Below are 24,366 nucleotides of genomic sequence, written 5' to 3'. Positions count from 1 at the left end.
AGTATATAATAAGCAGCGAAATTTAACAATAACAAACGACGTGAATACACTGAGTTATAGAACGGTTTCTGCAAATAATGCTACTGTTCAGAAAGAATGGTTTGTAGTGGATGCCACGAATCAGGTACTGGGAAGACTGAGCTCACAGGTAGCCAGCATTCTCAGGGGAAAGCACAAGACCAGCTATACTCCCCATGTAGATTGTGGAGATAATATTATTATCATAAATGCTGAAAAGATAAGGCTCACCGGTAAGAAATGGACCGATAAGGAATATGTTCGGCATACAGGTTATCCAGGAGGACAGCGTATTACTTCTCCGCATGATATGGCTCTTATTGATCCGACCCGTATTATTGAAACTGCTGTAAAGAAGATGCTTCCCCGCAACAGGCTGGGTAATGCGATATACGGCAACCTTTATGTATATGCCGGAACCGAGCATCCTCATACCGCACAGCAACCTAAAGAACTTAAATTAAACTACAAATAACAAGTATGGAAATAGTTAATGCCATTGGACGCAGAAAAAGTGCAGTCGCCAGAATTTATTTAAAAGAAGGCAAAGGCAAAATTGTTATTAATGATCGCGAATTAGCGAATTATTTCCCGCTTGAACAGCTTCAGTATATTGTTCTTCAGCCATTGAACATTGCCGAAGTTGCTGATAAATATGATATTACCGTAAATCTTCAGGGTGGCGGAATTAAGGGTCAGGCCGAAGCATTGCGTCTGGCTATTGCAAGGGCAATGACAATTGTTAAGCCCGAGAGCAAAGATGCCCTTAAGAGTAATAAGATGCTCACCAGGGATCCCCGTGAGGTTGAGCGTAAGAAACCCGGTCAGCCCGGCGCCAGGAGAAGATTCCAGTTCAGCAAGCGTTAGTATCTCTTATCTGGTTTAGTATCTAAATTGATGAGACTCAGTGGAGCTGGCTACTCATCAATTGATTTTTATAGAACGTAAACAAATTTAAAACATGCCTAAAACATCAGTTCAGCAATTATTGGATGCAGGTGTACATTTTGGTCACCTGAGAAGAAAGTGGAATCCCGCTATGGCTCCTTATATTTTCATGGAGAAAGAGGGTATTCATATTATCGATTTACAGAAAACACTGGTAAAACTTGAGGAAGCTGCAGCAGCGCTAAAAAATATAGCCAAATCAGGACGCAAGGTCCTGTTTGTAGCCACCAAGAAACAGGCTAAAGACATTGTAGCCGAACAGGTGAAAATAATTAATATGCCTTATGTTACGGAACGCTGGCCGGGCGGAATGCTCACCAACTTCCCGACAATCCGTAAGGCTGTAAAGAAAATGTCATCCATCGACAGGATGGCCACCGATGGTACTTTTGATAACCTCTCAAAACGTGAGAAACTGCAGGTGTCCCGTCAACGGGCCAAACTTGAGAAGAACCTGGGCAGTATCTCCGATCTTACAAGGCTTCCGGCTGCCATGTTTATTGTTGACATCAGCAAGGAACACATTGCCGTGCACGAAGCCCGCCGTTTGAATATTCCGATCTTTGCCATGGTGGACACCAATTCGGATCCTAACCTGGTGGATTTCCCGATCCCGGCAAATGACGATGCATCAAAATCGATTTCTCTCATTCTCGAAATTATTTGCAAAAGCATACAGGAAGGCCTCGATGAACGCAAGATGGAACGTGAGAAAGAAGGCGATGTAAAAGGCAAGAAGGGCGATAAGGGGGATGTCGAAGAAGGTGATGAGGATTTCGATGAAGAACAGGAAAGAAGAGGCGCACATAAAACGGTTGCTCTTAAAGCTCCTGCCAAGAAAGGCGTGAATGTCGAAATTGAGGAAGAAGAAGAGGAAGAAGAAGAAGTTTAATAACGATTAAATAAGAAATTATGGCAATTACAGCAGCAGAAGTCGCCAAACTCAGAAAAATGACAGGTGCCGGCATGATGGATTGCAAAAGCGCGCTTGAAGAGTCAAATGGCGATTTTGAAAAAGCAGTCGAAATTATCCGCAAAAAAGGACAGCTTGTAGCAAGCAAAAGAGCCGATCGTGATGCAATGGAAGGTGTTGTTATAGCAAAAACCAATAGCAATGCAACTTTCGGTGCACTCATCGTATTAAATTGCGAAACCGACTTTGTAGCCAAGAATGAAAATTACATTAAACTGGCTGAAAGTATCCTTGATGCTGCCGTTCAGAATAAGCCTGCCGATCTTGAAGCGCTTAAGAACATTAAGCTCGACGGCCGGGGCATTGGCGAACGGGTTACCGAACAAATCGGTATCATTGGTGAAAAGCTTGAACTCTCTTATTATGAGAAGATCGAAGCTGCTCAGGTTGTTCCTTACATTCACCCGGGAAACCGTCTTGCAACATTGGTTGGCTTAAGCAAAGCAATTGATGTAAAAGTCGGACGCGACATTGCCATGCAGGTTGCCGCTATGAATCCGGTTGCTGTTGATAAAGCTGATGTTCCTCCTTCAGTTATCGAAAAGGAAAAGGAAATTGGCCGTGAACAGGCACGCAACGAAGGAAAAGCTGAAAACATGCTGGATAAGATTGCCGAAGGCAAGCTGAACAAGTTCTTTAAGGAAAGCACCCTGCTTAACCAGGAATTTACAAAAGACAGCACCAAAACCGTAAGGCAATATCTCCAGGAAGTGGACAAAGACGTAAAAGTTACCGGTTTTATGCGCTATTCGCTTAACCAGTAATTATTTAATAAATTGAAATTAAAAAAGCCGTTCTCAAAAGGAACGGCTTTTTTATTAGATACTGGATACTGGATGCTGGATGCTGGATGCTGCAAAAGCTCGTCATTGCGAGGAGCGTGATAAATCTTTGATTATTACCGGATTGCCTGTCTACGAAGCAATCTGCCCGCACAGGCATGGCATCGCAAAGAGTGATACTGGATGTTCTTAGTTATGAATCAGTGTCCCCACATCCTCGCCCTGCAGCAGCTTCTTAAGATTCCCGGGAGTATTCATGTCGAAAACAATTATAGGTACATTGTTTTCCCTGCACATGGTGAAAGCTGTGAGGTCCATTATTTTCAGACCTTTGTTGTAAGCTTCCTCAAATGTAACATCCTTGTATTTAACAGCAGCAGGATCTTTTTCAGGATCGGCGGTATAGACACCATCCACCCGGGTACCTTTTAAAATTACTTCGGCTTCTATTTCAACCCCTCTTAATGCCGACGCCGTATCGGTTGTAAAAAACGGGTTACCGGTACCAAAAGTGAAGATCAGGGCATAGCCCTGGGAAAGTAATGTTTCTGAGAGTGTTTTTGTATACCGTTCTGCAACGGGAAGCATCTCAATTGCCGTAAGTACCCGTGCCTTACCGCCTGCCTGTCCGATAAATGTCTGCAAAGCCAGTCCGTTTATCACGGTAGCGAGCATACCCATGTAATCACCTGTCACGCGATCAAATCCTGATTTCAGGCCTGAAAGTCCCCTGAAAATATTTCCTCCCCCGATTACGATTCCAACTTCGGCTCCCAGGTCCTGCACCTCCTTTATCTGCCTGCAATACGACTCAAGGATTGCCTCGTCCAGGCCTGATTTTTTATCTCCCATCAGGGCTTCACCACTGAGTTTGAGCAGTACGCGTTTGTATTTGAGTGACATGGTGTAGTGATTAGTGATTAGTGAATGGTGACTGGTATCAGATGCTGGATATTGGATACTTGATACTTGATACTGGATATTGAGCGGCATGACTGAGCTTGCCGAAGGCATGCCTGTTATTTAAAAAATCTGGTCGCTGAGCTTGCGAAGCGAAAACCCTTCGACTCCGCTCAGGGTGACACTAAACCGTCATAATATCCTTCTCCTTGGCGGTAACGATCACATCAACCTTGGCAATTGAGGAGTCGGTCTCCTGCTGCACTTCATCAAAACATTCCTTTTCCACATCCTCGGGCAATCCGTTTTTCTGAAGTTTCTTCAGTTCTTCATTGGCATCACGGCGTGCATTGCGGATACTTACCTTTGTATTTTCGCCCATTGTTTTAACCTGTTTTACAAGGTTCCTGCGGCGTTCTTCGGTAAGCGGAGGTATGTTCAGTCGGATGATCTCGCCGTTATTATTGGGAGTCAAACCAATATTGGCATACAAAATGGCTTTCTCAATTACCTGTAGCATTGATTTATCCCAGGGCTGTATAACAATGGTTTTCGGATCAGGTGTTCCGATATTGGATACCTGGGCAAGCGGTGTCACAGCCCCGTAGTAATCCACGGTTATACCGTCGAGAATTGCAGGAGTTGCTTTACCGGCGCGGACATGCACAAGTTCATCCTCGAGATGTTTTATAGCCTTATCCATTTTTTCCTGCGCCATTTCGACACAAAAGCGTGCTTCTTCTTCCATTGTTAAGCGGTTTTGAGTAACGGTAACAAATTTAAAATATTGATTTTAAAATGCCAAATGTTATGAAAATCCTATTCTACTAACTTATAGAGTTCTTCAAGGTTCGGTGAAAGGATAATTTCTGTTCGCCTGTTCTTCTGACGGGCTTCTGCGGTTTTTGCCGGATCAACTGGTAAATACTGGCTTCTGCCTGCTGTTGTCAGTCGTTTCGGGTTAATCCCTGTTCCGTCAAGTAAAATACGCACGATGCTTGTAGCCCGTAAAACGCTCAGGTCCCAGTTATCTTTATAGTTTGAACCGGCAATTACCGGCACATCATCCGTATGCCCTTCAATCATGACATTGATATCCTGATTTTGTTCAAGCACTCCCGCAAGCTTTTTAAGAGCGGTAATGCCTTTGGGATCTACCACGGTACTTCCGCTTTTAAACAGGAGCTTCTCCTCAAGAGAAACATATACCTTACCGTTTTTCTGAGTCACCGTCAGACCCTGGTTCTCAAAACCAAGCAGGGCATCAGAAACCTTCTTACGTAATTCGGCCACAGATGCCTGCTGTTCCTCCAACCCTTTCTCAAGTTCAGTCAGTCGCTGGTTTCGCTGATCAAGTTCCTTTTGAACCCTGTCAAGCTCCGTTTTACGTGCATTTACGTCAGCGGAAAGCTTATTCAGGTCGGCTTCTCTCTGCTGGAGATCTTTCTGCGAAGCCTGCAATTCATTCATTAACCGTTTAATCTCTGTTTCACTGCCTTTTGCCAAAGCCTGCTGTGCCTGCTGAAGATCGTTGTAATCCCTTGAAAGCATCATGTTTTCCCTGGAAAGGCGAGTCACTTCATCCTGCCACCTTACAGTATCCTCACCCGCTTTTGCAAGCTGTTTATCTGCCCTCAGGAGGCGTGCATTTAATTCGGTATTATCAACAGTAAGTTTTTCATTGGCAGCTTTCAGATCATCTCTTTCCTGCTCACAATTCACATTAACTTTTTGCAAAGCCTTGAATTTCGAAGGCGGAACACATGAAAAGGCAATGAGCGCCACTACACAGAAACACGAAATTTTCCTCATATTCAATTCTACATTAAAACAAGCCTAAATTACTACGCACAGCCACAATATCAAGTTAAATAACCAATTAATTATTAACTTTGAGACCTTGAAAACTAACTGTAACCACAACCCTTTTAAAGGCTGACATTTCCTTAAGATGGAAGATAACAGGGAATCACTGCTACTTAACCAGATCAAATACCCGTCAGACCTGCGAACACTCGAAAAAGAAAAGCTTCCGCAGGTTTGCGATGAACTGCGCCAGTTTATAATTGATGCCTGTGCTTCCAATCCGGGTCATCTTGGTGCAAACCTTGGTGTTGTGGAACTTACTGTTGCACTTCATTACGTTTACAATACGCCGCATGATGCGCTGATCTGGGATGTCGGTCACCAGGCATACGGCCATAAAATTCTGACCGGACGAAGGGAAAACTTCCACACTAACAGACAGTACAAGGGGATCAGCGGATTTCCGAGGATGAGCGAAAGCGAATATGATGCTTTCGGCACAGGCCATTCATCCACTTCAATTTCGGCAGCACTTGGACTGGCTGTTGCCGACCGCCTGCAGGGCATAAAACGTAATGTGGTGGCCATAATCGGCGATGGCTCCATGACAGGAGGAATGGCTTTCGAAGGATTGAACAATGCCGGAATGGAAAAGACCGATCTTCTTGTCATTCTCAATGATAATAATATTTCAATCGATCCAGGCACTGGCGCCCTCAAGGAATACCTTACCGACATCACTACGTCACGCACCTACAACCGGGTTAAAAGTGATCTCTGGCACCTGTTCGGCAAGATCAATAAAATAGCACCTCATGCAAGAGAATATGCACAGAAGCTCGAAAACGGGCTGAAGTCGATTCTCATGCACCAGAGTAATCTTTTTGAATCGTTTAATTTCAGGTATTTCGGTCCTATCGACGGCAATGATGTGCTGCATGTGGCTGAAGTTCTGGAGGACATGAAGAGCATTCCCGGTCCAAAACTGCTTCACCTGATGACGGTGAAAGGCAAAGGATTCCCCCTGGCCGAGATGAATCAGACAGTATATCACGCTCCCGGTAAGTTCGACAGGAACACCGGTGCACTGGTGCCTTCGGCATCAGATGGGCACGAACCGCCACTTTACCAGGATGTATTCGGAATTACACTCCTCGAACTGGCAAGGATGAATGATAAGATTGTGGGCATTACACCTGCAATGATTTCGGGATGCTCATTGAAATTTCTTATGGACGAGATGCCTGACCGAGCTTTCGATGTGGGTATTGCCGAACAGCATGCAGTCACATTTTCGGCCGGACTTGCCGCCCGGGGAATTATTCCGTATTGCAATATCTATTCATCCTTTCTTCAAAGGGCTTATGACCAGGTAATTCATGATGTGGCCCTTCAGAAACTTCCTGTTGTTTTCTGTATCGACCGTGGAGGGATTGTGGGTGCCGACGGCGCCACCCACCAGGGCATTTTCGATTTAGCCTACCTGCGCTCCATACCCAATATGATTGTTGCAGCTCCCATGGATGAACAGGATTTGAGGAATATGCTTTATACCAGCCAGCTTAAAAATCAGGGTCCTTTTGCTATCCGGTATCCACGGGGAAGAGGCCGGAATAATGAGTGGCAGATGCCTTTCCGTGAAATCGAAATAGGTAAGGCAAGAATGATCAGACCGGGGAAGGAAGTAGCCGTACTGACTGTCGGGAACGCCGGAAACCTAACCAGCGATGCACTTGACCGTCTTGATAGCGAGAATATTGAAGCGGAACACTGGGATATGCGATTTGTGAAACCACTGGATACAGAATGCCTGCACAGTATATTCCGCACTTTTAAAAATATTGTCACCGTTGAAGACGGCGTGCTTGCAGGCGGATTTGGAAGCGCGGTGATCGAATTCATGAACGACAACGGTTACCAGGCCAATGTAAAACGCCTGGGAGTTCCCGATACCTTTGTGGACCATGGTACCCAGCAGGAACTCTATAAAGAATGCGGGTTTGATGCCGACAGCATCTATGAAGCCATTAAATCTATGATCCCTCGGAGGGTTCTTTCCAAAGTAAGTTAAAACTGGCGTCCGAAAACAAGCACATCATCTATTTGCTCTCCGTTACCTTTCCAGTTCTCAAAAGCAGAGTCAAGAATTTTTAACCGGGTTTCCGTATCGGATTCGCTTATATTACGGAGAAGCTCCTTAAGAGTCGATGTTTTGAATTTCTTCCCGTCGGGGCCGCCGAACTGGTCGGCATAACCGTCGGAGAACATATACACCGAATCGCCTTTTTCAACCTTGAATGTATGATTGGTAAAGTTTTTTTCATTACCGGTAGAGCGGCCGATGGCAAACCGGTCGGCCTTAATTTCGATCAATTCCTTGTTTCTGATAATGACGAGCGAGTTAAAAGCACCTGAAAATTCAAGGATTCCGGTATCGGGGGAATAACATATTAATGAAATATCCATACCGTCATTGACAATAGCTTCACCTTTCTGATGAAGGGTTACAGCAACTTCAATATTCAGCCTGTCGAGTATTGCCGCAGGATTATAGATTCCCTGCTCAATGATGATCTTGTTCAGTGAGGTAAACCCGATGAACGACATAAAAGCACCCGGTACTCCATGGCCTGTGCAATCAACGGCTGCGGCAAATTCTTTACCGCCTGCCACATTCATCCAGTAAAAATCACCGCTAACGATATCCTTGGGCTTGTAAAGAATAAAGGTCTTCTCGAACAGGATCTCTGTCGGAAGAATGGCCAACTGGATCCGTTTGGCATACGTGATACTGTCGAGAATATCCTTGTTCTTCATCGAAAGCAAAAGGTTGGCTTCCTGAAGGGCCTGGGTTCTTTCATTGACCCTGGCTTCAAGAACCCGTTTTTCCTGGATAAGATTCCTTTCACGAATTTTAATATAAACGATAATGAAAGCCAGTATGATCAGAACGACTGAAATGATAAAATACCCCCGTTTGTAAAAAGGCGCCAGGATTCGGAAACTATATTCGGCAGGTTTCAGGGTCCATTCCCCGTATTCATTTTTTGCTCTTACCTTAAAGATATAGCGTCCCGGAGCCAGTTTATTGTAGATTTTCCTGGTTTCATTCTTTACATCCTGCCATTTTTCATCATATCCCTGTAATAAAACCTGGTAGGTAATGCCTTCGGGATTGGCAAAGCTGATGCTGGCATAGTTAAAAGTGAAATCATTTTCAGTGCTTGAAAATCGTCTTGTGCTGCTGCTATCAAGTGAAGCGCCTTTCATAAGAATTCCGGTTATCCGGATACCGGGCTTTATGGTATCCTCTTCAGCAAGCAACCGGCTGTCGCACCGCATAGCACCATTGGCTGTTCCTATCCACATATAACCCCTGTCATCGGCAAACCAGGCATTTGGTTTGGTTTCAATGCCCGTAAAGCCGAGTTTGCGTGTATAGGAAATGATTTTCTGGTTTCGCTGATCAATCTTATTTAGTCCCAGGTTTGAACCGGCAAATATATTGTCGTGCTCATCACAGCAAAGCAGGTTAATATGGTTCGAAAGCAGTCCGTTGACTATACCGTAATGAATCACGGTACTCTCTTTCAGCACATAAATGCCTTTAGAATCGGTGCCTATCCAGATATTTCCTGACCTGTCTTCCGTAATGCAGGATGGGCTGATCTCTCCAAGTCGCTTGATAATTGTGAATTTTCTGTCCTTCAACAGGGCAAGGCCTTTGTTCTTGCCTGAACCTACCCACAGCAAACCCTTCGTATCCGCGTAAAGAGCGCTTATTTCATTGCCTGCAATTCCGTTACCCTGGGTATAAGTGGCCACATACCGGTTATTGTTAATATCGAATTCAACAAGCCCCTCAATGGTTCCTATCCATAAGTGCCCGTCATTTGTAATTTCGAGTGCTGTAATTCCTTTAGTAAGAACCTGGTAATAGGGTATGTAACTATTGATGCCGGGTTGCGATATGAACTGGCGTTTCCGGGTGTTATAAAGCAGCACGCCTTCGTCGCCGGTGCCAATCCAAATATTTCCGTTATTGTCTTTCTTAAAGAATCGTATCTGGTTGCTGATAAAGTGATTCGACTGGTTTATCTGCGTTACTGTGGCCCTGTCTTTCTCACGGTGAAATTCCGATATGCCCTGGTTTGTGCCGAACCATATGTCACCCGGTGTACTTTCTATAATGGCATTCACCTGGTTACCTATCACACCGGGGGTGTTCATGTAGCTGACGAATTTTTCACCCTTGAAAATTTCAAGTCCCATATCAGTGGTTCCTATCAGCAGATTTCCTTCATGGTCCTCCGTAATGCACCATATATGGTCATCGTGCAGACCGTTGCCGGTGTTAAAGACCTGTATGTTACCTTTAGGATCAATCCGGGATATTCCCCCGGTATTTACATTGTCCTTCCAGTGGCCGATCCAGATGTTTCCTGATTTATCCTCGGTAATGGCCGTGATCCAATTCGAAGCCAGGCCGTCACCTGTGTCGTAATAAGTAAATGATTTATCCCGGGCGTCCATTTTGGATAAACCGCCGTTATAGGTACCAAACCACAGATTGCCCTTACTGTCTTCATAAAAGACGGAGATGCTGAAATACGTGGATAAGCCGGTAGGCTTAAATACTTCAAACCTATGTCCCTCCTTATTGTATTTTTTGATGCCAATATTCGTTATGAAATAGAGATTCCCGTTGGATGTAACCGTGCTGTTGAAAACCTGGTCACCCAGGCTTTTGCCTTTCAGAAAATGCTCATATTTCAGTGTTTTTACAGGCGCACCTGGATTCTCAATAACAAGGGCACCGTCGGATTCTGAGGTGATCCAGAGCCTCTTGTCTTTATCTTCATTGATCGAAGTAATATTTGATTTAAGAACAGAATCGAGGGATGCAATACGTTCATAGCGGGTTCCTGTTTTCCTGAAAATACCGCCTCCTTCATAGCCGATCCAGAGGTTCTGATTGTCGTCGATAAATAGGGCTCTTACACTGCCATCAGGCAATCCTTTTGCCTGTGATTCATTTGTAAAAGTTTTTCCCTCATACCTCCATAAACCTGCCGGTGTGCCAAGCCACACATAATGCTGGCGATCCTGAACAATGCAGTATACTTTGGATTCAAATTCCTGCTGGGTGCTGTAATTATCGAAAAAGTACGTCTGTGCGGATCCTGCGATGCCAGAAACCGCTGCAATAATCAGTAAAGGCAGCCGTTTGACCTGTAATATAACCATTGGCATCATCGGAACAATCCCTGTTACTTGTTTTTCGACATGAAGAAGAACGTTCCGTCTTCATCTTCAAGTCCTGTGATCTTACCGAATTTTGGTTTCTGCTGGTTGCTCTGTGTAACGGCCATTGTGACCTTATTCACAATGGATTCGATTGGAAGACAGGCATTCGGATTGTTAGCCAGTGTATTGGCAAAAGTTTTCGTAAACTGCGAATTATCAACAGCCAGCTCATAACCGGCGGAAGAAAATACCTGTGATGATTTGAATTTCACTGCTTCCCAGTCGTTGCAGTTTCTTTCCTTTGGTGTTTCTCGCATGGCCTGGTAAAAGGTCGGGCCCGACTCGCACGCATCAGTCACAACAAGATCATGAGTGATGTACGATGTGTACGACTGCAATGATGCCCGGAGGGCGTTGAGGTTGTAATAGGTGAATTCGTCGTCGCGTTTGGCATCTATCGGTATCCAGTATCCGGTTTCGTTGTAAAATTTGCCGTGCCCAGCGTACCAAACAAGCAAAGCATTTACCTTGTTGCTCCTGAGCAAATCCCTGAGCTCAATTGAAAAGAATCGTTCCATTTCTTTTTTGGTCATGTCCTGCTTGTGTATGATCTTCTGAATGTCATAGCGGGCAAGGGCAGAGCGCATCAGGGTAACATCCTTCGAAGGTCCGTCAAGGCTTGGGAACGTCTCATAGTTTGAATTTTCAATAAAAACAACCCATGTACGGCCCATCGGATTGGCTTCAAGCAAGGATACACCTTCGCGGTTCAGTGTAAATGTTTCAATTGTATCGTTCCCGTAAATATCCGTTGCGGTAACGTTGAATTTGTTTTTATTGGCAATGTTAATGGTTGCAGTGAACCGGGGATTCAGGTCATCGAGTGTGAAACTGGCAGCAACGCCGTCAATCAGGATTGATTTGATTGTGCTTTCATCGCTGATTGTGCCTTCCACATATAGGTTCGAATTGTCCGTATCGAGGTAAATCTCGCCATTATCCGAAGCATACGGTGCAAGAATGGATATGACTGGAGGATCAATTTCAGTGCGGGTAATACTGTAGTTGACCGTTCGGATATTATCATACACATCAATTGCCTGAATAATTATCACGTCTGACAGATTAATTTCAATATCCGCTGTAAATTCGTAGTTTTCACCAGATTTGAAGATATTAACCGGTCTCTTGTTTACTGTAACTTTACTGATCTCACTCTGATCTGAAATTCTTCCCCGTAACGACACTGAAATTTTATTCCTGGCAATTTTCAAAGTGGAATCGTTGAAAACCTGTGGTTCGATAAGTGATACTTTCGGAGCTACCGATTCCCGGTTGAGTTCAAAGAGCCTTTTGCGTGCATTATTCAGATGCTGCTGCGCAACAAGGTCCTCTGACGATAAAGTGGTCAGCGATTCATAGTCCTTTATGGCCGATTTGAAATCTCCTACCTGCTCGTACGAGTATGCTCTTTTATATATGGCTTCCGAATATTTGGGATCAAGCAAAAGCGCCTTTGAAAAATCATTGATCGCTTGTTGGTGTTGGGTGAATTCCTGGTAATAATTACCCCTTACAACATACATTTGCTTATCATCAGGGTTGTTGTATAGAATCTTTGACAAGTCATCAATAGCGGCAGGGTATTCTGTGAGCTTTGCATGTATACGGCTGCGAATCAGTAGTGCCTCTTTATGATTGGGGTCCTTTGCAATAACAGTGTTGCAGTATTCAAGAGCTTCCTGCGGTTTGTTCAGCATAAGTTTAAGTGAAGCCAGCGAAAGAAGGGCTTCTGTATAGTCAGGTTTTTTTGAAATGGCTGATTTATAATCTATCTCTGCCTGGTTGTAGTTTTTCATTTTCTCTGAAAGAACACCACGGTAGAAGTTGTTTTCTGCATTATCCTTTAGTTCGATGGCTTTGTTGATCGTAACCAGTGAATTGGAATAATCTTCAAGTGCCATCTGGATGCGGGCCAGCAACCGGTGGGCCACTTCGGATTTCTTTTCCATCGAAAGGCATTTATTGATCAGTTCAAGGGCTGCCTGGTGATTTCCAAGCTGGTAATTCAGTCTGGCGGCATCATAATAGATTTCGGGTTCCTTCTGTTCGAAGGTAAGCGCCCTCTTCAAATCATCGGCGGCATTCTGAAGATCATTGATTGCCTCGTATGACCTGGACCTTTCAACATACGCTTGTGCGTATTCCGGATCGATTTCAATCGCTTTTGTAAACTGGGCTATTGCATCCCTGTGGTTCTTTGCCTCTACGAAAGTAAGCCCTGTTTTATAATACTGGCGGGCATTTTGTGCAGAAATGTTTTGTGAGAAAATTCCGGTGACCAGTAGAAATGCTAATATTGTAGCGGTTTTCATAATCCGTTGATTTACTTTACGATAAATGTCAGGTTGAAAGTATTTATAATTATGGTAAAGTATTGATACGGATTATTTTAAAAATGGTTGTTTTTAGCAGGTACAGGATTGAATTTACCTGTTTCGGTAAATCATAAGCAGGTCTTCGCGGATAAGATATTCTTCGGGATTCGACAAAGGAATGGAAGGTGCCGTAACCCCCTGCCCGAAAAGTTTATTGCCTTTAAACACCCTGGCCTCATCCCACAGGTTCTTACGGATCAGGCTGTTGAGGAGAATTTTTCCGCCTTCAACCAGTACAGATTGAATCCCGGCTTCAAATAGCCAGCTCAGCATATTTTCAAGGAAAGTATCGTCAAAAGCGACTTTTGCATAACGGGTATTTCCTGACTGTTCATCACTGAGTGAATTGAAAACAACTGTAGGATTGCTGTTATCGAACAAATTCAAAATTTTAGGCAATTTAAGTGTTTTATCGATTACCATTCGCAATGGTGAACTGCCCGGCCATTCCCTTACGTTTAGCCGCGGATTATCCATGATGGCGGTGTTGGTGCCGACAAGGATCGATTGTTCTTCACTCCGCCATTTGTGAACCAGCATCCTTGAAATTTCATTTGAAATCCAGGTTGGCTGGGGGTATTCTTTCTGTCCCCTGAGCACGTCAATAAAACAATCGCTTGTTTGTGCCCATTTCAGAATAATATAAGGCCGGCGCCGGGTATGAAACAGGATAAACCTCCTGTTCAATTCAAGGCATTCATCGTGAAGGACATCAGTAACGACTTCCACACCGGCACTGCGCAATTTTGAAAATCCGCTGCCTGCCACAACCGGGTTGGGATCAGTCATGCCGCCTACCACACGCGGGATGCCGCTGTTTATGATAAGATCAGCACAGGGTGGAGTTTTTCCGGTATGGGAGCAGGGTTCAAGGTTTACATAAAGAGTGGAATCCTTTAACATCTTTTTATCCCTTACTGCATTCACGGCATTGACTTCAGCATGCGGACCTCCGAAAGCTTTATGATATCCTTCACCGATGATCTGGTCGTTGTGAACAATCACCGCTCCGACCATTGGATTCGGAGCTGTTTTTCCCAATCCGGTAACCGCCAGATCAAGACATCTTTGCATATATGTTTCCGCCGTTGACTTCTGTGTCATGTACTTTATTTAAATTTACCTGATGGAAACCACAACCGTACTTTCAGAGATCAGGCAGCAGTTCCGGTCAGGGCTTTCAGGTTACTATCCTGATGCGGAAATCAGTCAGATTTTCTTACTGGCCTCCGAACATGTGCTAAATTACAGCAAAATTGACACTTTTCTTAAGTCGGATCAACCGATTTCAGATGCAAGCCTCAGGAAATTCGACGAAATATTAGCCAGGCTGAAAAAATGGGAGCCTATACAGTACATATTTGGTTATGCCTGGTTTTATGGACTGACATTTGAAGTAGACAGGCATGTGTTAATACCGCGTCAGGAAACTGAGGAACTGGTACATTGGATTATCAATTCAGAGCCGGAGAACCAGTGCAGGATTGTTGACCTGGCTACGGGAAGTGGTTGCATAGCGGTATCCCTGTCTGTAAATTTGAAAAAGGCTGCGGTTTCAGCATGTGATATTTCTGCGGGTGCCCTGGCTGTGGCCAAAAAGAATGCCGGGCTCAACAAGGCTTCTGTTGAATTTTTCAACTTCAATCTTTTAAATGATAATGATGCGTTGCCGGGCAGGTACCAGGTAATGGTCAGCAATCCTCCCTACGTGACACCGGAAGAGATTGTTCTGATGAAAAAGAATGTACTTGATTTTGAACCGCACATAGCTTTGTTTGTGCCGGATCACGATCCGCTTGTTTTTTATAAAAGAATAGCATTGTTGGCCCGTAAAAACCTCCTGGATGGCGGTTCACTGTACCTTGAGATCAATGAGAAATTTCCCGATGAGGTTTCCACGCTTCTTAAATCAGCAGGATTGTATGCAGTGGAAGTAAGGAAGGATCTGAACGGGAAATTCAGAATGATTAAAGCGAAGAAGTAGTTTGAAGTAGTTTGATGTAGTTTGAAGTAGTTTGATGTAGTTTGAGTTTTCAAACAGTTTCAAACTCTTTTTCAAACTTTCTCAAACAGCGAAGCATTCAAACGCGAAACATTCAAACAGCGAAGCTATCAAACAATACAAAAATGAATCAGGAAGTAGCTCTTAATAAGTTGAAACACATCTGCAGCGGACAGGAGAAGAGCCCTGCAGACATTATGGCATTGCTCAGGAAATGGGATGTGCCTGAAGATGACCGGCAACAAATCCTGCAGTCGTTGAAGGATGAAAAGTACCTGGATGAGACCCGTTTTGCCATTGCCTATACAAGCGATAAAATCAGGTTTGATCACTGGGGCCTTGTGAAAATCAGGCTCATGTTGCAGCAGAAAGGTATTTCAAATGAAACCATTGAAGAAGCATTTAATGAAATCGATCGCAGTGAATACAGAAGCATGATCGGGCATGAGATTTCGAAAAAGCGGAAATCAGTTAAGGGAGCGCCTTATGAGATTTGGGCCAAACTGGCCAGGTATGGTGCTTCAAGGGGGTACGCGTTTGACGATATGCGGGAGTTTCTGGGCGACCAGGGCGAGTAAGAAATTGCTATGCCGTATATAGGCTTTTTTTCATACATTTGTCCCCTTAATCAAAACTGCAGTTCATGGTTACCATTGAACAGATTAAAGCGTTAACAGAGCGCACAGACGCCCTGGGGAGGTATCTTTGACATCGATCATAAACTTGCCCGGATAAAAGAAGAAGAGGAGAAGACACATGCTCCCGATTTCTGGAACGATCCCAAAGCCGCCGAGAAAAAACTGAAGGACATTTCCACCTTAAAAAGCTGGACTACAGGGTATCATCAACTAAAAAAAGATGTTGATGACCTCACTGTATTGTTTGATTTTTATAAGGAAGGGGAAGCCACGGAAGAAGAAATTGACAAGCAATATGCTTCAACGCTTGGCCTTGTTGAGGATCTGGAATTCCGGAATATGCTCCGGAGTGAAGAAGACCGCATGGGGGCCATTCTGAAAATCAATTCGGGTGCCGGTGGAACCGAAAGCCAGGATTGGGCGCAGATGCTTATGCGTATGTACATCCGCTGGGGAGAACGGAACAACTATGCAGTTCGCGAAGTGAGTTACCTCGAAGGAGATGATGCCGGTATAAAATCGGTTACACTTGAATTCGACGGCGAGTATGCCTATGGTTATCTTAGGGCAGAAAACGGAGTACACCGGCTGGTGCGGCTTTCACCGTTTGATTCCAATCATAAACGGCACACTTCTTTTGCATCAGTGTTTGTATCGCCTGTTGTTGAAGATACAATCGAAATCGTCATAAATCCCGCCGATATTGAGTTCGACTACTTCCGGTCGAGCGGTGCAGGCGGACAAAATGTAAACAAGGTGGAAACCGGTGTGAGGGTAAGGCATTTGCCTACCGGTATCACCGTGGATAATACAGAGACGAGATCACAGCTTCAGAATAAAGAAAATGCAATGAGAATTCTGAAATCGCATTTATACGAAATGGAGCTGCGGAAAAGAATGGAAAAGCAGGCCGAGATCGAAGGCCAGAAAAAGAAAATCGAGTGGGGAAGCCAGATCCGGAGTTATGTGCTGCATCCTTACAGGCTTGTGAAAGACCTCAGGACCGACTATGAAACATCCGACACTCAGGGAGTGCTGGATGGCGATATTAATGCATTTATAAAGGCGTATTTGATGGAATTTGCTGGTAAATAACCGTTTGAAACGGTTTGAGGACGTTTGAAATCGTTTGAAAAGGTTATAAATCTTTGTCAAAACAAGCATTTCAAACTTATTCAAACTAATTCAAACACTATCAAACAATTAATATGGATTACAGAACCGAACACGACACAATGGGAGAAGTAAAGGTACCGGCAACACGGTACTGGGGAGCGCAGACGGAACGGTCTAGAAACAATTTTAAAATTGGTCCCGAAGCCAGTATGCCCCGTGAAATCATCCATGCTTTTGCTTACCTGAAAAAGGCCGCGGCCCTGGCAAACGCTGAACTGGGAGTGCTTCCGAAGGATAAGCTGAATCTTATTTCGCAGGTTTGTGATGAAATACTCGAAGGAAAGCTGAATGATGAATTTCCACTGGTGATCTGGCAAACCGGTTCAGGTACCCAGTCGAACATGAACGTGAATGAGGTTATTGCCTATCGTGCTCATGTCCTTTCAGGGGGAAAACTCACAGATGACAAGAAGGTTCTGCATCCGAATGATGATGTGAATAAGTCGCAGTCCTCGAATGATACCTTCCCTACCGCCATGCATATTGCCGCCTACAAAATGGCAGTGGAAGTTACTCTCCCCGGAATGCAGAAATTGCGTGAAACGCTGAATAGGAAAGCCATTGAATTTAAGGATGTGGTGAAAACCGGCCGTACGCATTTTATGGACGCCACGCCTCTATCGCTGGGACAGGCATTTTCGGGATATGTACAGCAGATCGACAACTCCATACGTGCCATCCGGAATGCGCTGGAAGCCGTTCGTGAGCTTGCTCTTGGCGGTACAGCTGTTGGAACTGGCTTAAATGCGCCTAAGGGCTATGATGTACTGGTGGCAAAAAAGATTGCCGGATTAACGGGCCTTCCGTTTATCACTGCCCCTAACAAGTTTGAAGCCCTTGCAGCTCATGATGCCATGGTGGAATTGAGCGCAGCCCTTAAAAGAGCAGCAACGGCGCTGATGAAAATCGCAAATGATGTTCGAATGCTGAGCTCCGGTCCGCGTTGTGGGATTGGTGAAATCGTGATTCCCGATAACGAACCAGGTTCATCCATTATGCCGGGAAAGGTAAATCCCACCCAGCCTGAAGCACTCACTATGGTTTGTGCCCAGGTAGCCGGCAATGATGTGGCAGTAACAATCGGCGGAATGACCGGTCATTTTGAACTCAATGTATTCAAACCGCTCATTGCAGCCAATGTGCTGCAGTCGGCCCGCCTGCTTGGTGATGCATGCGTATCTTTCACTGAAAAATGCGCAGAAGGCATTGTTCCGAATTACGAAGTGATAAAGGAGCATCTTGATAATTCTCTGATGCTTGTAACTGCACTTAACCCGCATATCGGTTATGAGAACGCCGCCAAAATTGCGAAGAAAGCGCATAAGGAGAAAAAGACACTGAAGGAAACCGCTATAGAACTTGGCCTGGTGACCGCCGAACAGTTTGACCAGTGGGTAAATCCCGCTAAAATGATTTAAATACGCTCGTAGAGACGCGATTTATCGCATCTCAATTGATAAAAAAAGATTAACCAACATAAAATGGACGAACAGCAACAACTATTTTCTTCCTTTCCACCGGTTACCGTGGCGGAATGGGAGGCAAAAATCCACGAAGACCTTAAAGGTGCTGATTATGCCAAAAAACTTATCCGGAAGACACCGGAAAATATCAGCATTAAACCGTATTATACCCGTGAAGACCTTGAAAAGCTGAAATATCTTGACCACGCGCCTGCTACTTTTCCTTTTGCGCGCGGAAACAGGACATGCTGTAACAGCTGGCTTATAAGGCAGGATTTCAAAGTTACCGAAACAGAAGCCGCCGTTGAGAAGGCTTTTACAGCCGCAAGCCGTGGTGCCGGCTCAATCGGTTTTGATCTGAAACGCAAAGGCGGCATACATTATGATGAATTCAGAAAACTGGTTACAGGCCTGGATTCTTCAGCTGTTCAGTTAAACTTCATTACAGGAAATGATGCCCCTCAAATCCTCGATTTTCTGTTTAAAGCACTTGATGAATCAGGAAATAAAAGAGAGGCTTTCAAAGGGGCTGTTGAATTTGATCCGCTGGGTCACCTTGCGGCTACAGGAGGATTCTATTATTCGGAGCAGGATGATATGGAAGCCGCCCGGAAGATGATGGACATCGTTCTCAGGGAAGCTCCCTCTCTTCGCACGCTTGCTGCAAACAGCCACCTGTTCAGTGATGCAGGTGCAACAGTGGTTCAGGAACTGGCTTTCGGATTGTCGATGATTTCCGATTATCTTGTAAACCTTGCTGACGAACAGCGGCCGGCAACCGAAGTATTGAGGCACATGCAATGGAACCTCGGTACCGGATCGGATTACTTCATGGAAATTGCTAAAGTGCGGGCTGCCAGGGTGCTCGTTTCAAACCTGGTGAGCGCATTTAATCCGACCACCCGGATAACACCTGTATTTATCCACAGTATAACGACAACCTGGAACAAGACATTATATGATCCGCATGTAAACCTGCTGCGGTTAACCACCGAGGCTATGTCAGCCGTGCTGGGCGGCTGCAATTCGTTGTTAGTTATGCCCTTTGACACGGTATACAATGAACCTACCGATTTATCAGAAAGACTTGCAAGAAATATCCAGATAATCCTCAGGGAGGAATCCTATTTCAACAAAGTGGTGGATCCTGCTGCGGGTTCTTATTATATTGAATCGCTCACGGATTCGCTGATTCATTATGCCTGGGAACTTTTCATAAAGATTGATGAACAGGGAGGATTTACAAAATCATTCCTTTCAGGATTCATTAATGGTGAACTCGAAAAAACTGCACGCCAGCGGCTTGACCTGATTGCTTCAAGGCGCGAATCATTGCTCGGAACGAATCAGTACCCGGCAGTGAATGAAAGCGTGAACGGATGCATCAATGAGGAAATTGCCTTTCCGGCAGCTAACCTGAATTCGGAAAAACTTACTGAACCGGTTATGCCGAGGAGAGCTGCAGCGGAATTCGAAAAATTACGTCTTTCTGTTGAAAAATATCCCGGTCATCGTCCGAGAGTTTTCATGCTTACCTATGGTAACCTGGCGATGCGATTGGCCCGTTCGCAGTTTTCGGCCAATTTCTTTGCCTGTGCAGGTTACGAGGTGATCGACAACCTGGGATTCAAAAATGAAAAAGAGGGTGTTGATGCAGCTTTTGCTGCGAAGGCTGATATCATTGTAGTTTGCAGCAGCGATGATGAATACACCGGATTTGCCCCTGAAGTGGCTCAACTTGTTGGTGACAGGGCAATTGTGGTTGTTGCCGGTGCCCCGGCTTCGATGGAAGAATTGAAGCAAAAAGGAATCACCGAGTTCATCCATATGCGTTCCAATGTGCTGGAGACGCTGAGGCATTTCCACAGCAAACTGGGTATTCAAATTAAACAGTAACATCTCATGAAACCTGATTATAAAAATATAAAGATTAGCACCAATACAAGGCCATCTGTTGCTTCGCAGCCGAAACAGAAGGAAGACTGGATTACTGCAGAGCATATCCAGGTGAAGCCCGTATTTACAAAGGAGGATCTCGAAAACATGGAGCATCTTTCCTATGCGGCAGGTATTCCTCCTTTCCTTCGCGGACCTTATTCCACTATGTATGTGATGCAGCCCTGGACGATAAGGCAGTACGCGGGCTTTTCAACAGCTGAGGAATCCAATGCCTTTTACAGGAGGAATTTGGCCGCAGGACAGAAAGGTCTTTCCGTTGCCTTTGACCTGGCAACTCATCGCGGATACGATTCGGATCATGAAAGAGTAGTGGGAGATGTCGGCAAAGCCGGTGTGGCGATTGATTCAATTGCCGATATGAAGATCCTGTTCGACCAGATTCCGCTCAACAAGATGTCGGTATCCATGACAATGAACGGTGCCGTTCTTCCTGTAATGGCCTTTTACATTGTTGCTGCTCTTGAGCAGGGTGCCAAACTCGAAGAGCTCAGCGGAACCATTCAGAACGACATCCTCAAAGAGTTTATGGTCCGCAATACATACATCTATCCGCCTGAAACGTCAATGCGGATCATTGCTGACATTTTCAGGTTTACCTCGCAGCATATGCCTAAGTTCAATTCGATCAGCATTTCCGGTTACCATATGCAGGAGGCCGGTGCAACTGCTGATATTGAGCTGGCCTATACACTGGCTGACGGACTGGAATACCTGAGAACGGGAGTGAATTCAGGGCTTGATATTGATTCCTTTGCTCCCAGGCTTTCGTTCTTCTGGGCAATCGGAATGAATCATTTTATGGAAATAGCAAAAATGCGCGCCGCCCGTATGCTGTGGGCAAAAATTGTAAGCCAGTTCAACCCGAAGAATCCGAAGTCACTCGCATTGCGGACTCATTCGCAAACATCAGGATGGAGCCTCACGGAACAGGACCCATTCAACAATGTGGCCCGCACATGTATTGAGGCCATGGCCGCTGCGCTGGGTCACACGCAGAGTCTGCACACCAATGCCCTCGATGAAGCAATAGCTCTGCCAACTGACTTTTCAGCCCGTATTGCCCGTAACACGCAGATTTACCTCCAGGAGGAAACGAATATCACAAGAACCGTGGATCCATGGGGAGGTTCTTATTATGTTGAATATCTCACAAATGAAATAGCCCGTAAAGCATGGGACCTGATCCAGGAAATCGAAAAGCTGGGCGGAATGGCGAAGGCTATCGAAACCGGACTACCGAAGATGCGCATCGAGGAAGCGGCCGCCAGAAAACAGGCGCGTATTGATGCGAAAAAAGATATCATTGTGGGGGTAAACAAGTACAGGCTTGATAAGGAAGATCCCATCGACATCCTTGAAGTGAATAACACGGCAGTTCGTGAGGCACAGCTGAAGAGGCTGAGTGAAGTAAAGGCTTCACGCGATCAGCAGGCTGTTGAGATTGCCTTGAACAACATAACAGAGGCTGTCAGAAACAACACGGGCAATCTGCTTGAATTGTCAATCGAAGCTGCCAAAGTAAGGGCAACCCTGGGCGAGATATCCTATGCCATCGAGAAGGTCAGCGGCCGGTATAAAGCTTTCATCAGGTCGATATCAGGTATATATTCATCCGAATCGGCAGGCGAAGAAAGCTATACAATAGCCCGCAATCTTTGCGGCCAATTTGCAAAGCAGGAGGGCCGTCAGCCGAGGATCATGATTGCCAAGATGGGACAGGACGGACATGATCGCGGGGCCAAGGTGGTGAGCACAGGCTATGCCGACATCGGTTTTGATGTGGATATCGGCCCGTTGTTCCAGACCCCTGCAGAAGCTGCACGCCAGGCTGTTGAAAATGATGTTCATGTGCTTGGTGTTTCCAGTCTGGCCGGCGGACATAAGACTCTTGTTCCGCAGGTAATAGATGAGCTGAAGAACCTGGGTCGCGAAGATATCATGGTCATCGTGGGAGGCGTAATACCTGCACAGGATTATGATTTTCTTTATAAGTCGGGTGTAGTGGGCATTTTTGGCCCCGGTACCTCTGTATCCGTCGCTGCACGCAAAATACTTGAAGTGCTGCTGGATACGCTGCATAATTAAGGTATGGAACAACCTGACAGAGTCAGAAGGACCTGTCAGAGTTGTTTCAGAATTTGCAATGTCCCATTGGTCCCAAAGGTCTTATAGGTCCCAGCAACATCGAACAACGAACACTGATTTTTGATTTTAGAAGATTATTACGTCAGGAACAGTAAAAATTGTATATTTGATTAAACACATCACACCATGGAAGAACCAAAAAGCTCAGCAGGTCAGGGATTAGGCATTGCAGGACTTATATTAGGTATCCTTGCTATTCCCATGGGAATTATTCCCTGTACCTTTGTTGTCGGAATATTATTCGGCATCATCGGTATAGTTCTCAGTCTGGTTGCCCTTTCCCAGGCCAACCGTGGTTTCGGTCCTAAAGGTCTTATAATAGCTGCGCTTGTATGTTCCATTGTGGGTTTGACCTTTGCTTCGGTCTGGGGATTCGCATTTTCAAAAATAAGCTCACCGGTTATAAGGGAGATGTTCAGAAACGGTCCTCCGAGGTTCGAAGATTTCCAGCATGATGAGAATGTGTACCAGGATATCATAGTGGATACGGCTGCCGACCAGGGGACCGATATGGGTGATATGACAGATACCCTGAAAGCCCTTGAAGGTGAAGACAGCATCCGGTGATCCGTACAGGGTAATCAACCTGGTTTTTGCTGTTATCATATTTTTTGTTTTCTTCTATTCCTGGTATTATGGATTGCCTGGAAAGGTACATCCTGTTCCTTCTGTTTCAGGGATGATGACCGGAAAATCATCAATAAGCACCGGTTTATCAAGGAGTTTTTCTGCCATAATGCATTTTCGCTTCAATGATGCTCTTTCCTTTAACCCATTTGGAATACGGATTTTCATGTTTTTCCTGATCCAATTGTTTATGCGTATATCAGGTTTGTTCCTGGCAAAACTTCCTTTCAAACCGGCAATTATCATTGCAGATACTGTAATAACTTTCATCCTCTTTTTATTTTTATTCTGGCCTTTCTTGTATTACTGGCTAGTAATATTTGTTCATTAATCTATTGACAAAAGGCCATAGCCTGCAGTCTACAGCCTACAGCCTGATCTGTTAATAAGTTAATTATGAAGTTTATGAAAAGACTATTTTCTTTGTAGCATTATCCATTAAACCTCTCACCATGGAAATCAAAGGCTCAGCAGTTAAATCCATACCGGATTATCTAAAAAAGTTCCACCCGGATAAATATTCAACCTGGCTGGATGCGTTACCTGAGAAATCGAAGAAAATCTTTACAGAACCGGTTCTGCCTTCTAACTGGTATTCGTTGCAGGACGCAGCCATCATTCCTACGGAAGTGCTGGGTCAGATCCTTTACAGCGATGCAGTAAAAGGCGCCTGGCAATGCGGGCGTTTCAGTGCAGAAACGGCGCTTACCGGTATTTACAAGTTCTTTATCAAAGCGGCTTCGCCGCAGTTTGTCATTGAGCGTGCCGGCCGGATATTTTCGACTTATTACCAGCCGAGCACCATGGAAGTGGTGAATAAGGGAGATCTTTTTGTGGTGTTGCATATTACCCATTTTGAGGAGCCGAGCAAGCTGGTTGAAGCCCGGATTTGCGGATGGATTGAGCGCGCGATGGAAATTCATGGTGTGGAAGTGTGGGTTACACTTGAAAAATCGCTTACCCAGGGTGATCCGTTCACGGAGATCATGGTTAAGTGGCAGAAGAAATAATATTTTTTTGCAGAGTTAAAAAATTATTTTACTTTTGCATTCCCAAAATGCAATTTGGTCCGTTCGTCTAGGGGTTAGGACGTCAGGTTTTCATCCTGGTAACAGGGGTTCGATTCCCCTACGGACTACATAAGAGAATCGGAGCCCGCGAAAGCGGGCTTTTTTATTGTATAATTCCTTTGGGGAATCGAATCCCTGGCCTGCGCTCGGCCATCGCGCATCCTGGCTCCTTCG

20 protein-coding genes and 1 tRNA gene are annotated in these 24,366 nt (G+C 45.0%); 14 read left to right on the top strand and 7 right to left on the bottom strand.

What is annotated here, in order from left to right; genetic code table 11:
* The first annotated feature begins 40 nt into the window (after positions 1-40).
* The 4 genes from rplM (at position 41) to tsf (ending at position 2,703) form a co-directional block, all read left to right on the top strand.
* Positions 41-493: a 50S ribosomal protein L13 gene (gene rplM, locus VK179_05665; GenBank protein ID HLO58206.1), complete on the top strand. Its 453-nt coding sequence runs from the start codon at positions 41-43 to the stop codon at positions 491-493.
* Between the two features lie 5 nt (positions 494-498).
* A complete protein-coding gene (gene rpsI / locus VK179_05660; GenBank protein HLO58205.1) occupies positions 499-885 on the top strand; it encodes a 30S ribosomal protein S9 in 387 nt (128 codons plus the stop codon).
* Between the two features lie 94 nt (positions 886-979).
* Positions 980-1,858, top strand: a complete 879-nt coding sequence (gene rpsB, locus VK179_05655; protein ID HLO58204.1) for a 30S ribosomal protein S2 — start codon at positions 980-982, stop codon at positions 1,856-1,858.
* 20 nt (positions 1,859-1,878) lie between these two features.
* Entirely contained in the window at positions 1,879-2,703 is an 825-nt protein-coding gene (gene tsf / locus VK179_05650; protein HLO58203.1) for a translation elongation factor Ts, read from the top strand.
* Positions 2,704-2,910: 207 nt separating this feature from the next.
* On the opposite strand, the gene pyrH is transcribed toward tsf, so the two are convergent.
* The 3 genes from pyrH to VK179_05635 form a co-directional block, all read right to left on the bottom strand.
* Positions 2,911-3,624: a UMP kinase gene (gene pyrH / locus VK179_05645; GenBank protein HLO58202.1), complete on the bottom strand. Its 714-nt coding sequence runs from the start codon at positions 3,622-3,624 to the stop codon at positions 2,911-2,913.
* 181 nt (positions 3,625-3,805) lie between these two features.
* Complete coding sequence (frr, locus tag VK179_05640) at positions 3,806-4,369, bottom strand: ribosome recycling factor (protein ID HLO58201.1); 564 nt, start codon at positions 4,367-4,369, stop codon at positions 3,806-3,808.
* A 71-nt stretch (positions 4,370-4,440) separates the two neighbouring features.
* Positions 4,441-5,433, bottom strand: a complete 993-nt coding sequence (locus VK179_05635; protein ID HLO58200.1) for an OmpA family protein — start codon at positions 5,431-5,433, stop codon at positions 4,441-4,443.
* Positions 5,434-5,572: 139 nt separating this feature from the next.
* On the opposite strand from VK179_05635, the gene dxs reads away from it, so the two are divergent.
* Positions 5,573-7,498, top strand: a complete 1,926-nt coding sequence (gene dxs / locus VK179_05630) for a 1-deoxy-D-xylulose-5-phosphate synthase (protein ID HLO58199.1) — start codon at positions 5,573-5,575, stop codon at positions 7,496-7,498.
* Here the strand turns inward: dxs and VK179_05625 are convergent.
* The 3 genes from VK179_05625 to ribD form a co-directional block, all read right to left on the bottom strand.
* Positions 7,495-10,683, bottom strand: coding sequence for a two-component regulator propeller domain-containing protein (locus VK179_05625; protein ID HLO58198.1), 3,189 nt, complete (start codon positions 10,681-10,683; stop codon positions 7,495-7,497). The two genes, dxs and VK179_05625, sit on opposite strands and share 4 nt — an antisense overlap.
* Positions 10,684-10,697: 14 nt before the next feature.
* Entirely contained in the window at positions 10,698-13,049 is a 2,352-nt protein-coding gene (locus tag VK179_05620; GenBank protein HLO58197.1) for a tetratricopeptide repeat protein, read from the bottom strand.
* Positions 13,050-13,163: 114 nt separating this feature from the next.
* Entirely contained in the window at positions 13,164-14,216 is a 1,053-nt protein-coding gene (gene ribD, locus VK179_05615; protein ID HLO58196.1) for a bifunctional diaminohydroxyphosphoribosylaminopyrimidine deaminase/5-amino-6-(5-phosphoribosylamino)uracil reductase RibD, read from the bottom strand.
* 22 nt (positions 14,217-14,238) lie between these two features.
* Here ribD and prmC point away from each other — a divergent pair, with 22 nt between their 5' ends.
* The 7 genes from prmC to VK179_05580 all read left to right on the top strand — a co-directional run bounded on the left by prmC (position 14,239) and on the right by VK179_05580 (position 23,062).
* A complete protein-coding gene (gene prmC, locus VK179_05610) occupies positions 14,239-15,096 on the top strand; it encodes a peptide chain release factor N(5)-glutamine methyltransferase (GenBank protein ID HLO58195.1) in 858 nt (285 codons plus the stop codon).
* 143 nt (positions 15,097-15,239) lie between these two features.
* Positions 15,240-15,692 (top strand): regulatory protein RecX, encoded by a 453-nt coding sequence (locus VK179_05605; protein HLO58194.1) that lies wholly within the window; start codon positions 15,240-15,242, stop codon positions 15,690-15,692.
* Between the two features lie 123 nt (positions 15,693-15,815).
* Positions 15,816-16,847: a peptide chain release factor 2 gene (gene prfB / locus VK179_05600; protein ID HLO58193.1), complete on the top strand. Its 1,032-nt coding sequence runs from the start codon at positions 15,816-15,818 to the stop codon at positions 16,845-16,847.
* 113 nt (positions 16,848-16,960) lie between these two features.
* Entirely contained in the window at positions 16,961-18,346 is a 1,386-nt protein-coding gene (fumC, locus tag VK179_05595; protein ID HLO58192.1) for a class II fumarate hydratase, read from the top strand.
* Between the two features lie 63 nt (positions 18,347-18,409).
* Positions 18,410-20,287: a methylmalonyl-CoA mutase family protein gene (locus VK179_05590; protein HLO58191.1), complete on the top strand. Its 1,878-nt coding sequence runs from the start codon at positions 18,410-18,412 to the stop codon at positions 20,285-20,287.
* A gap of 6 nt (positions 20,288-20,293) precedes the next feature.
* Entirely contained in the window at positions 20,294-22,435 is a 2,142-nt protein-coding gene (scpA, locus tag VK179_05585; protein ID HLO58190.1) for a methylmalonyl-CoA mutase, read from the top strand.
* Positions 22,436-22,621: 186 nt separating this feature from the next.
* Positions 22,622-23,062 (top strand): DUF4190 domain-containing protein, encoded by a 441-nt coding sequence (locus tag VK179_05580; GenBank protein HLO58189.1) that lies wholly within the window; start codon positions 22,622-22,624, stop codon positions 23,060-23,062.
* A gap of 66 nt (positions 23,063-23,128) precedes the next feature.
* Here the strand turns inward: VK179_05580 and VK179_05575 are convergent, their stop codons facing one another.
* On the bottom strand, positions 23,129-23,392 hold the full coding sequence (locus VK179_05575) for a hypothetical protein (GenBank protein ID HLO58188.1): 264 nt from the start codon (positions 23,390-23,392) through the stop codon (positions 23,129-23,131).
* 182 nt (positions 23,393-23,574) lie between these two features.
* Between VK179_05575 and VK179_05570 the strand changes: the two genes are divergently transcribed.
* Positions 23,575-24,132 (top strand): hypothetical protein, encoded by a 558-nt coding sequence (locus VK179_05570; protein ID HLO58187.1) that lies wholly within the window; start codon positions 23,575-23,577, stop codon positions 24,130-24,132.
* A gap of 56 nt (positions 24,133-24,188) precedes the next feature.
* Positions 24,189-24,260, top strand: a tRNA-Glu gene (locus tag VK179_05565).
* Positions 24,261-24,366 lie beyond the last annotated feature (106 nt).

It is taken from the genome of Bacteroidales bacterium (assembly GCA_035299085.1).
Classification (GTDB): domain Bacteria; phylum Bacteroidota; class Bacteroidia; order Bacteroidales; family UBA10428; genus UBA5072.
This window is presented reverse-complemented; position numbering and strand designations above follow the sequence as displayed.

Excerpts from the sequence above, each read along its gene's own strand:
- pyrH (HLO58202.1), bottom strand. The coding sequence starts at position 3,624 with ATGTCACTCAAATACAAACGCGTACTGCTCAAACTCAGTGGTGAAGCC.
- VK179_05620 (HLO58197.1), bottom strand. The coding sequence starts at position 13,049 with ATGAAAACCGCTACAATATTAGCATTTCTACTGGTCACCGGAATTTTC.
- rpsI (HLO58205.1), top strand. The coding sequence starts at position 499 with ATGGAAATAGTTAATGCCATTGGACGCAGAAAAAGTGCAGTCGCCAGA.
- rpsB (HLO58204.1), top strand. The coding sequence starts at position 980 with ATGCCTAAAACATCAGTTCAGCAATTATTGGATGCAGGTGTACATTTT.
- fumC (HLO58192.1), top strand. The coding sequence starts at position 16,961 with ATGGATTACAGAACCGAACACGACACAATGGGAGAAGTAAAGGTACCG.
- VK179_05625 (HLO58198.1), bottom strand. The coding sequence starts at position 10,683 with ATGATGCCAATGGTTATATTACAGGTCAAACGGCTGCCTTTACTGATT.
- VK179_05575 (HLO58188.1), bottom strand. The coding sequence starts at position 23,392 with ATGAAAGTTATTACAGTATCTGCAATGATAATTGCCGGTTTGAAAGGA.
- scpA (HLO58190.1), top strand. The coding sequence starts at position 20,294 with ATGAAACCTGATTATAAAAATATAAAGATTAGCACCAATACAAGGCCA.
- prmC (HLO58195.1), top strand. The coding sequence starts at position 14,239 with ATGGAAACCACAACCGTACTTTCAGAGATCAGGCAGCAGTTCCGGTCA.
- VK179_05590 (HLO58191.1), top strand. The coding sequence starts at position 18,410 with ATGGACGAACAGCAACAACTATTTTCTTCCTTTCCACCGGTTACCGTG.
- VK179_05580 (HLO58189.1), top strand. The coding sequence starts at position 22,622 with ATGGAAGAACCAAAAAGCTCAGCAGGTCAGGGATTAGGCATTGCAGGA.
- VK179_05605 (HLO58194.1), top strand. The coding sequence starts at position 15,240 with ATGAATCAGGAAGTAGCTCTTAATAAGTTGAAACACATCTGCAGCGGA.
- tsf (HLO58203.1), top strand. The coding sequence starts at position 1,879 with ATGGCAATTACAGCAGCAGAAGTCGCCAAACTCAGAAAAATGACAGGT.
- frr (HLO58201.1), bottom strand. The coding sequence starts at position 4,369 with ATGGAAGAAGAAGCACGCTTTTGTGTCGAAATGGCGCAGGAAAAAATG.
- VK179_05635 (HLO58200.1), bottom strand. The coding sequence starts at position 5,433 with ATGAGGAAAATTTCGTGTTTCTGTGTAGTGGCGCTCATTGCCTTTTCA.
- VK179_05570 (HLO58187.1), top strand. The coding sequence starts at position 23,575 with ATGGAAATCAAAGGCTCAGCAGTTAAATCCATACCGGATTATCTAAAA.
- dxs (HLO58199.1), top strand. The coding sequence starts at position 5,573 with ATGGAAGATAACAGGGAATCACTGCTACTTAACCAGATCAAATACCCG.
- ribD (HLO58196.1), bottom strand. The coding sequence starts at position 14,216 with ATGACACAGAAGTCAACGGCGGAAACATATATGCAAAGATGTCTTGAT.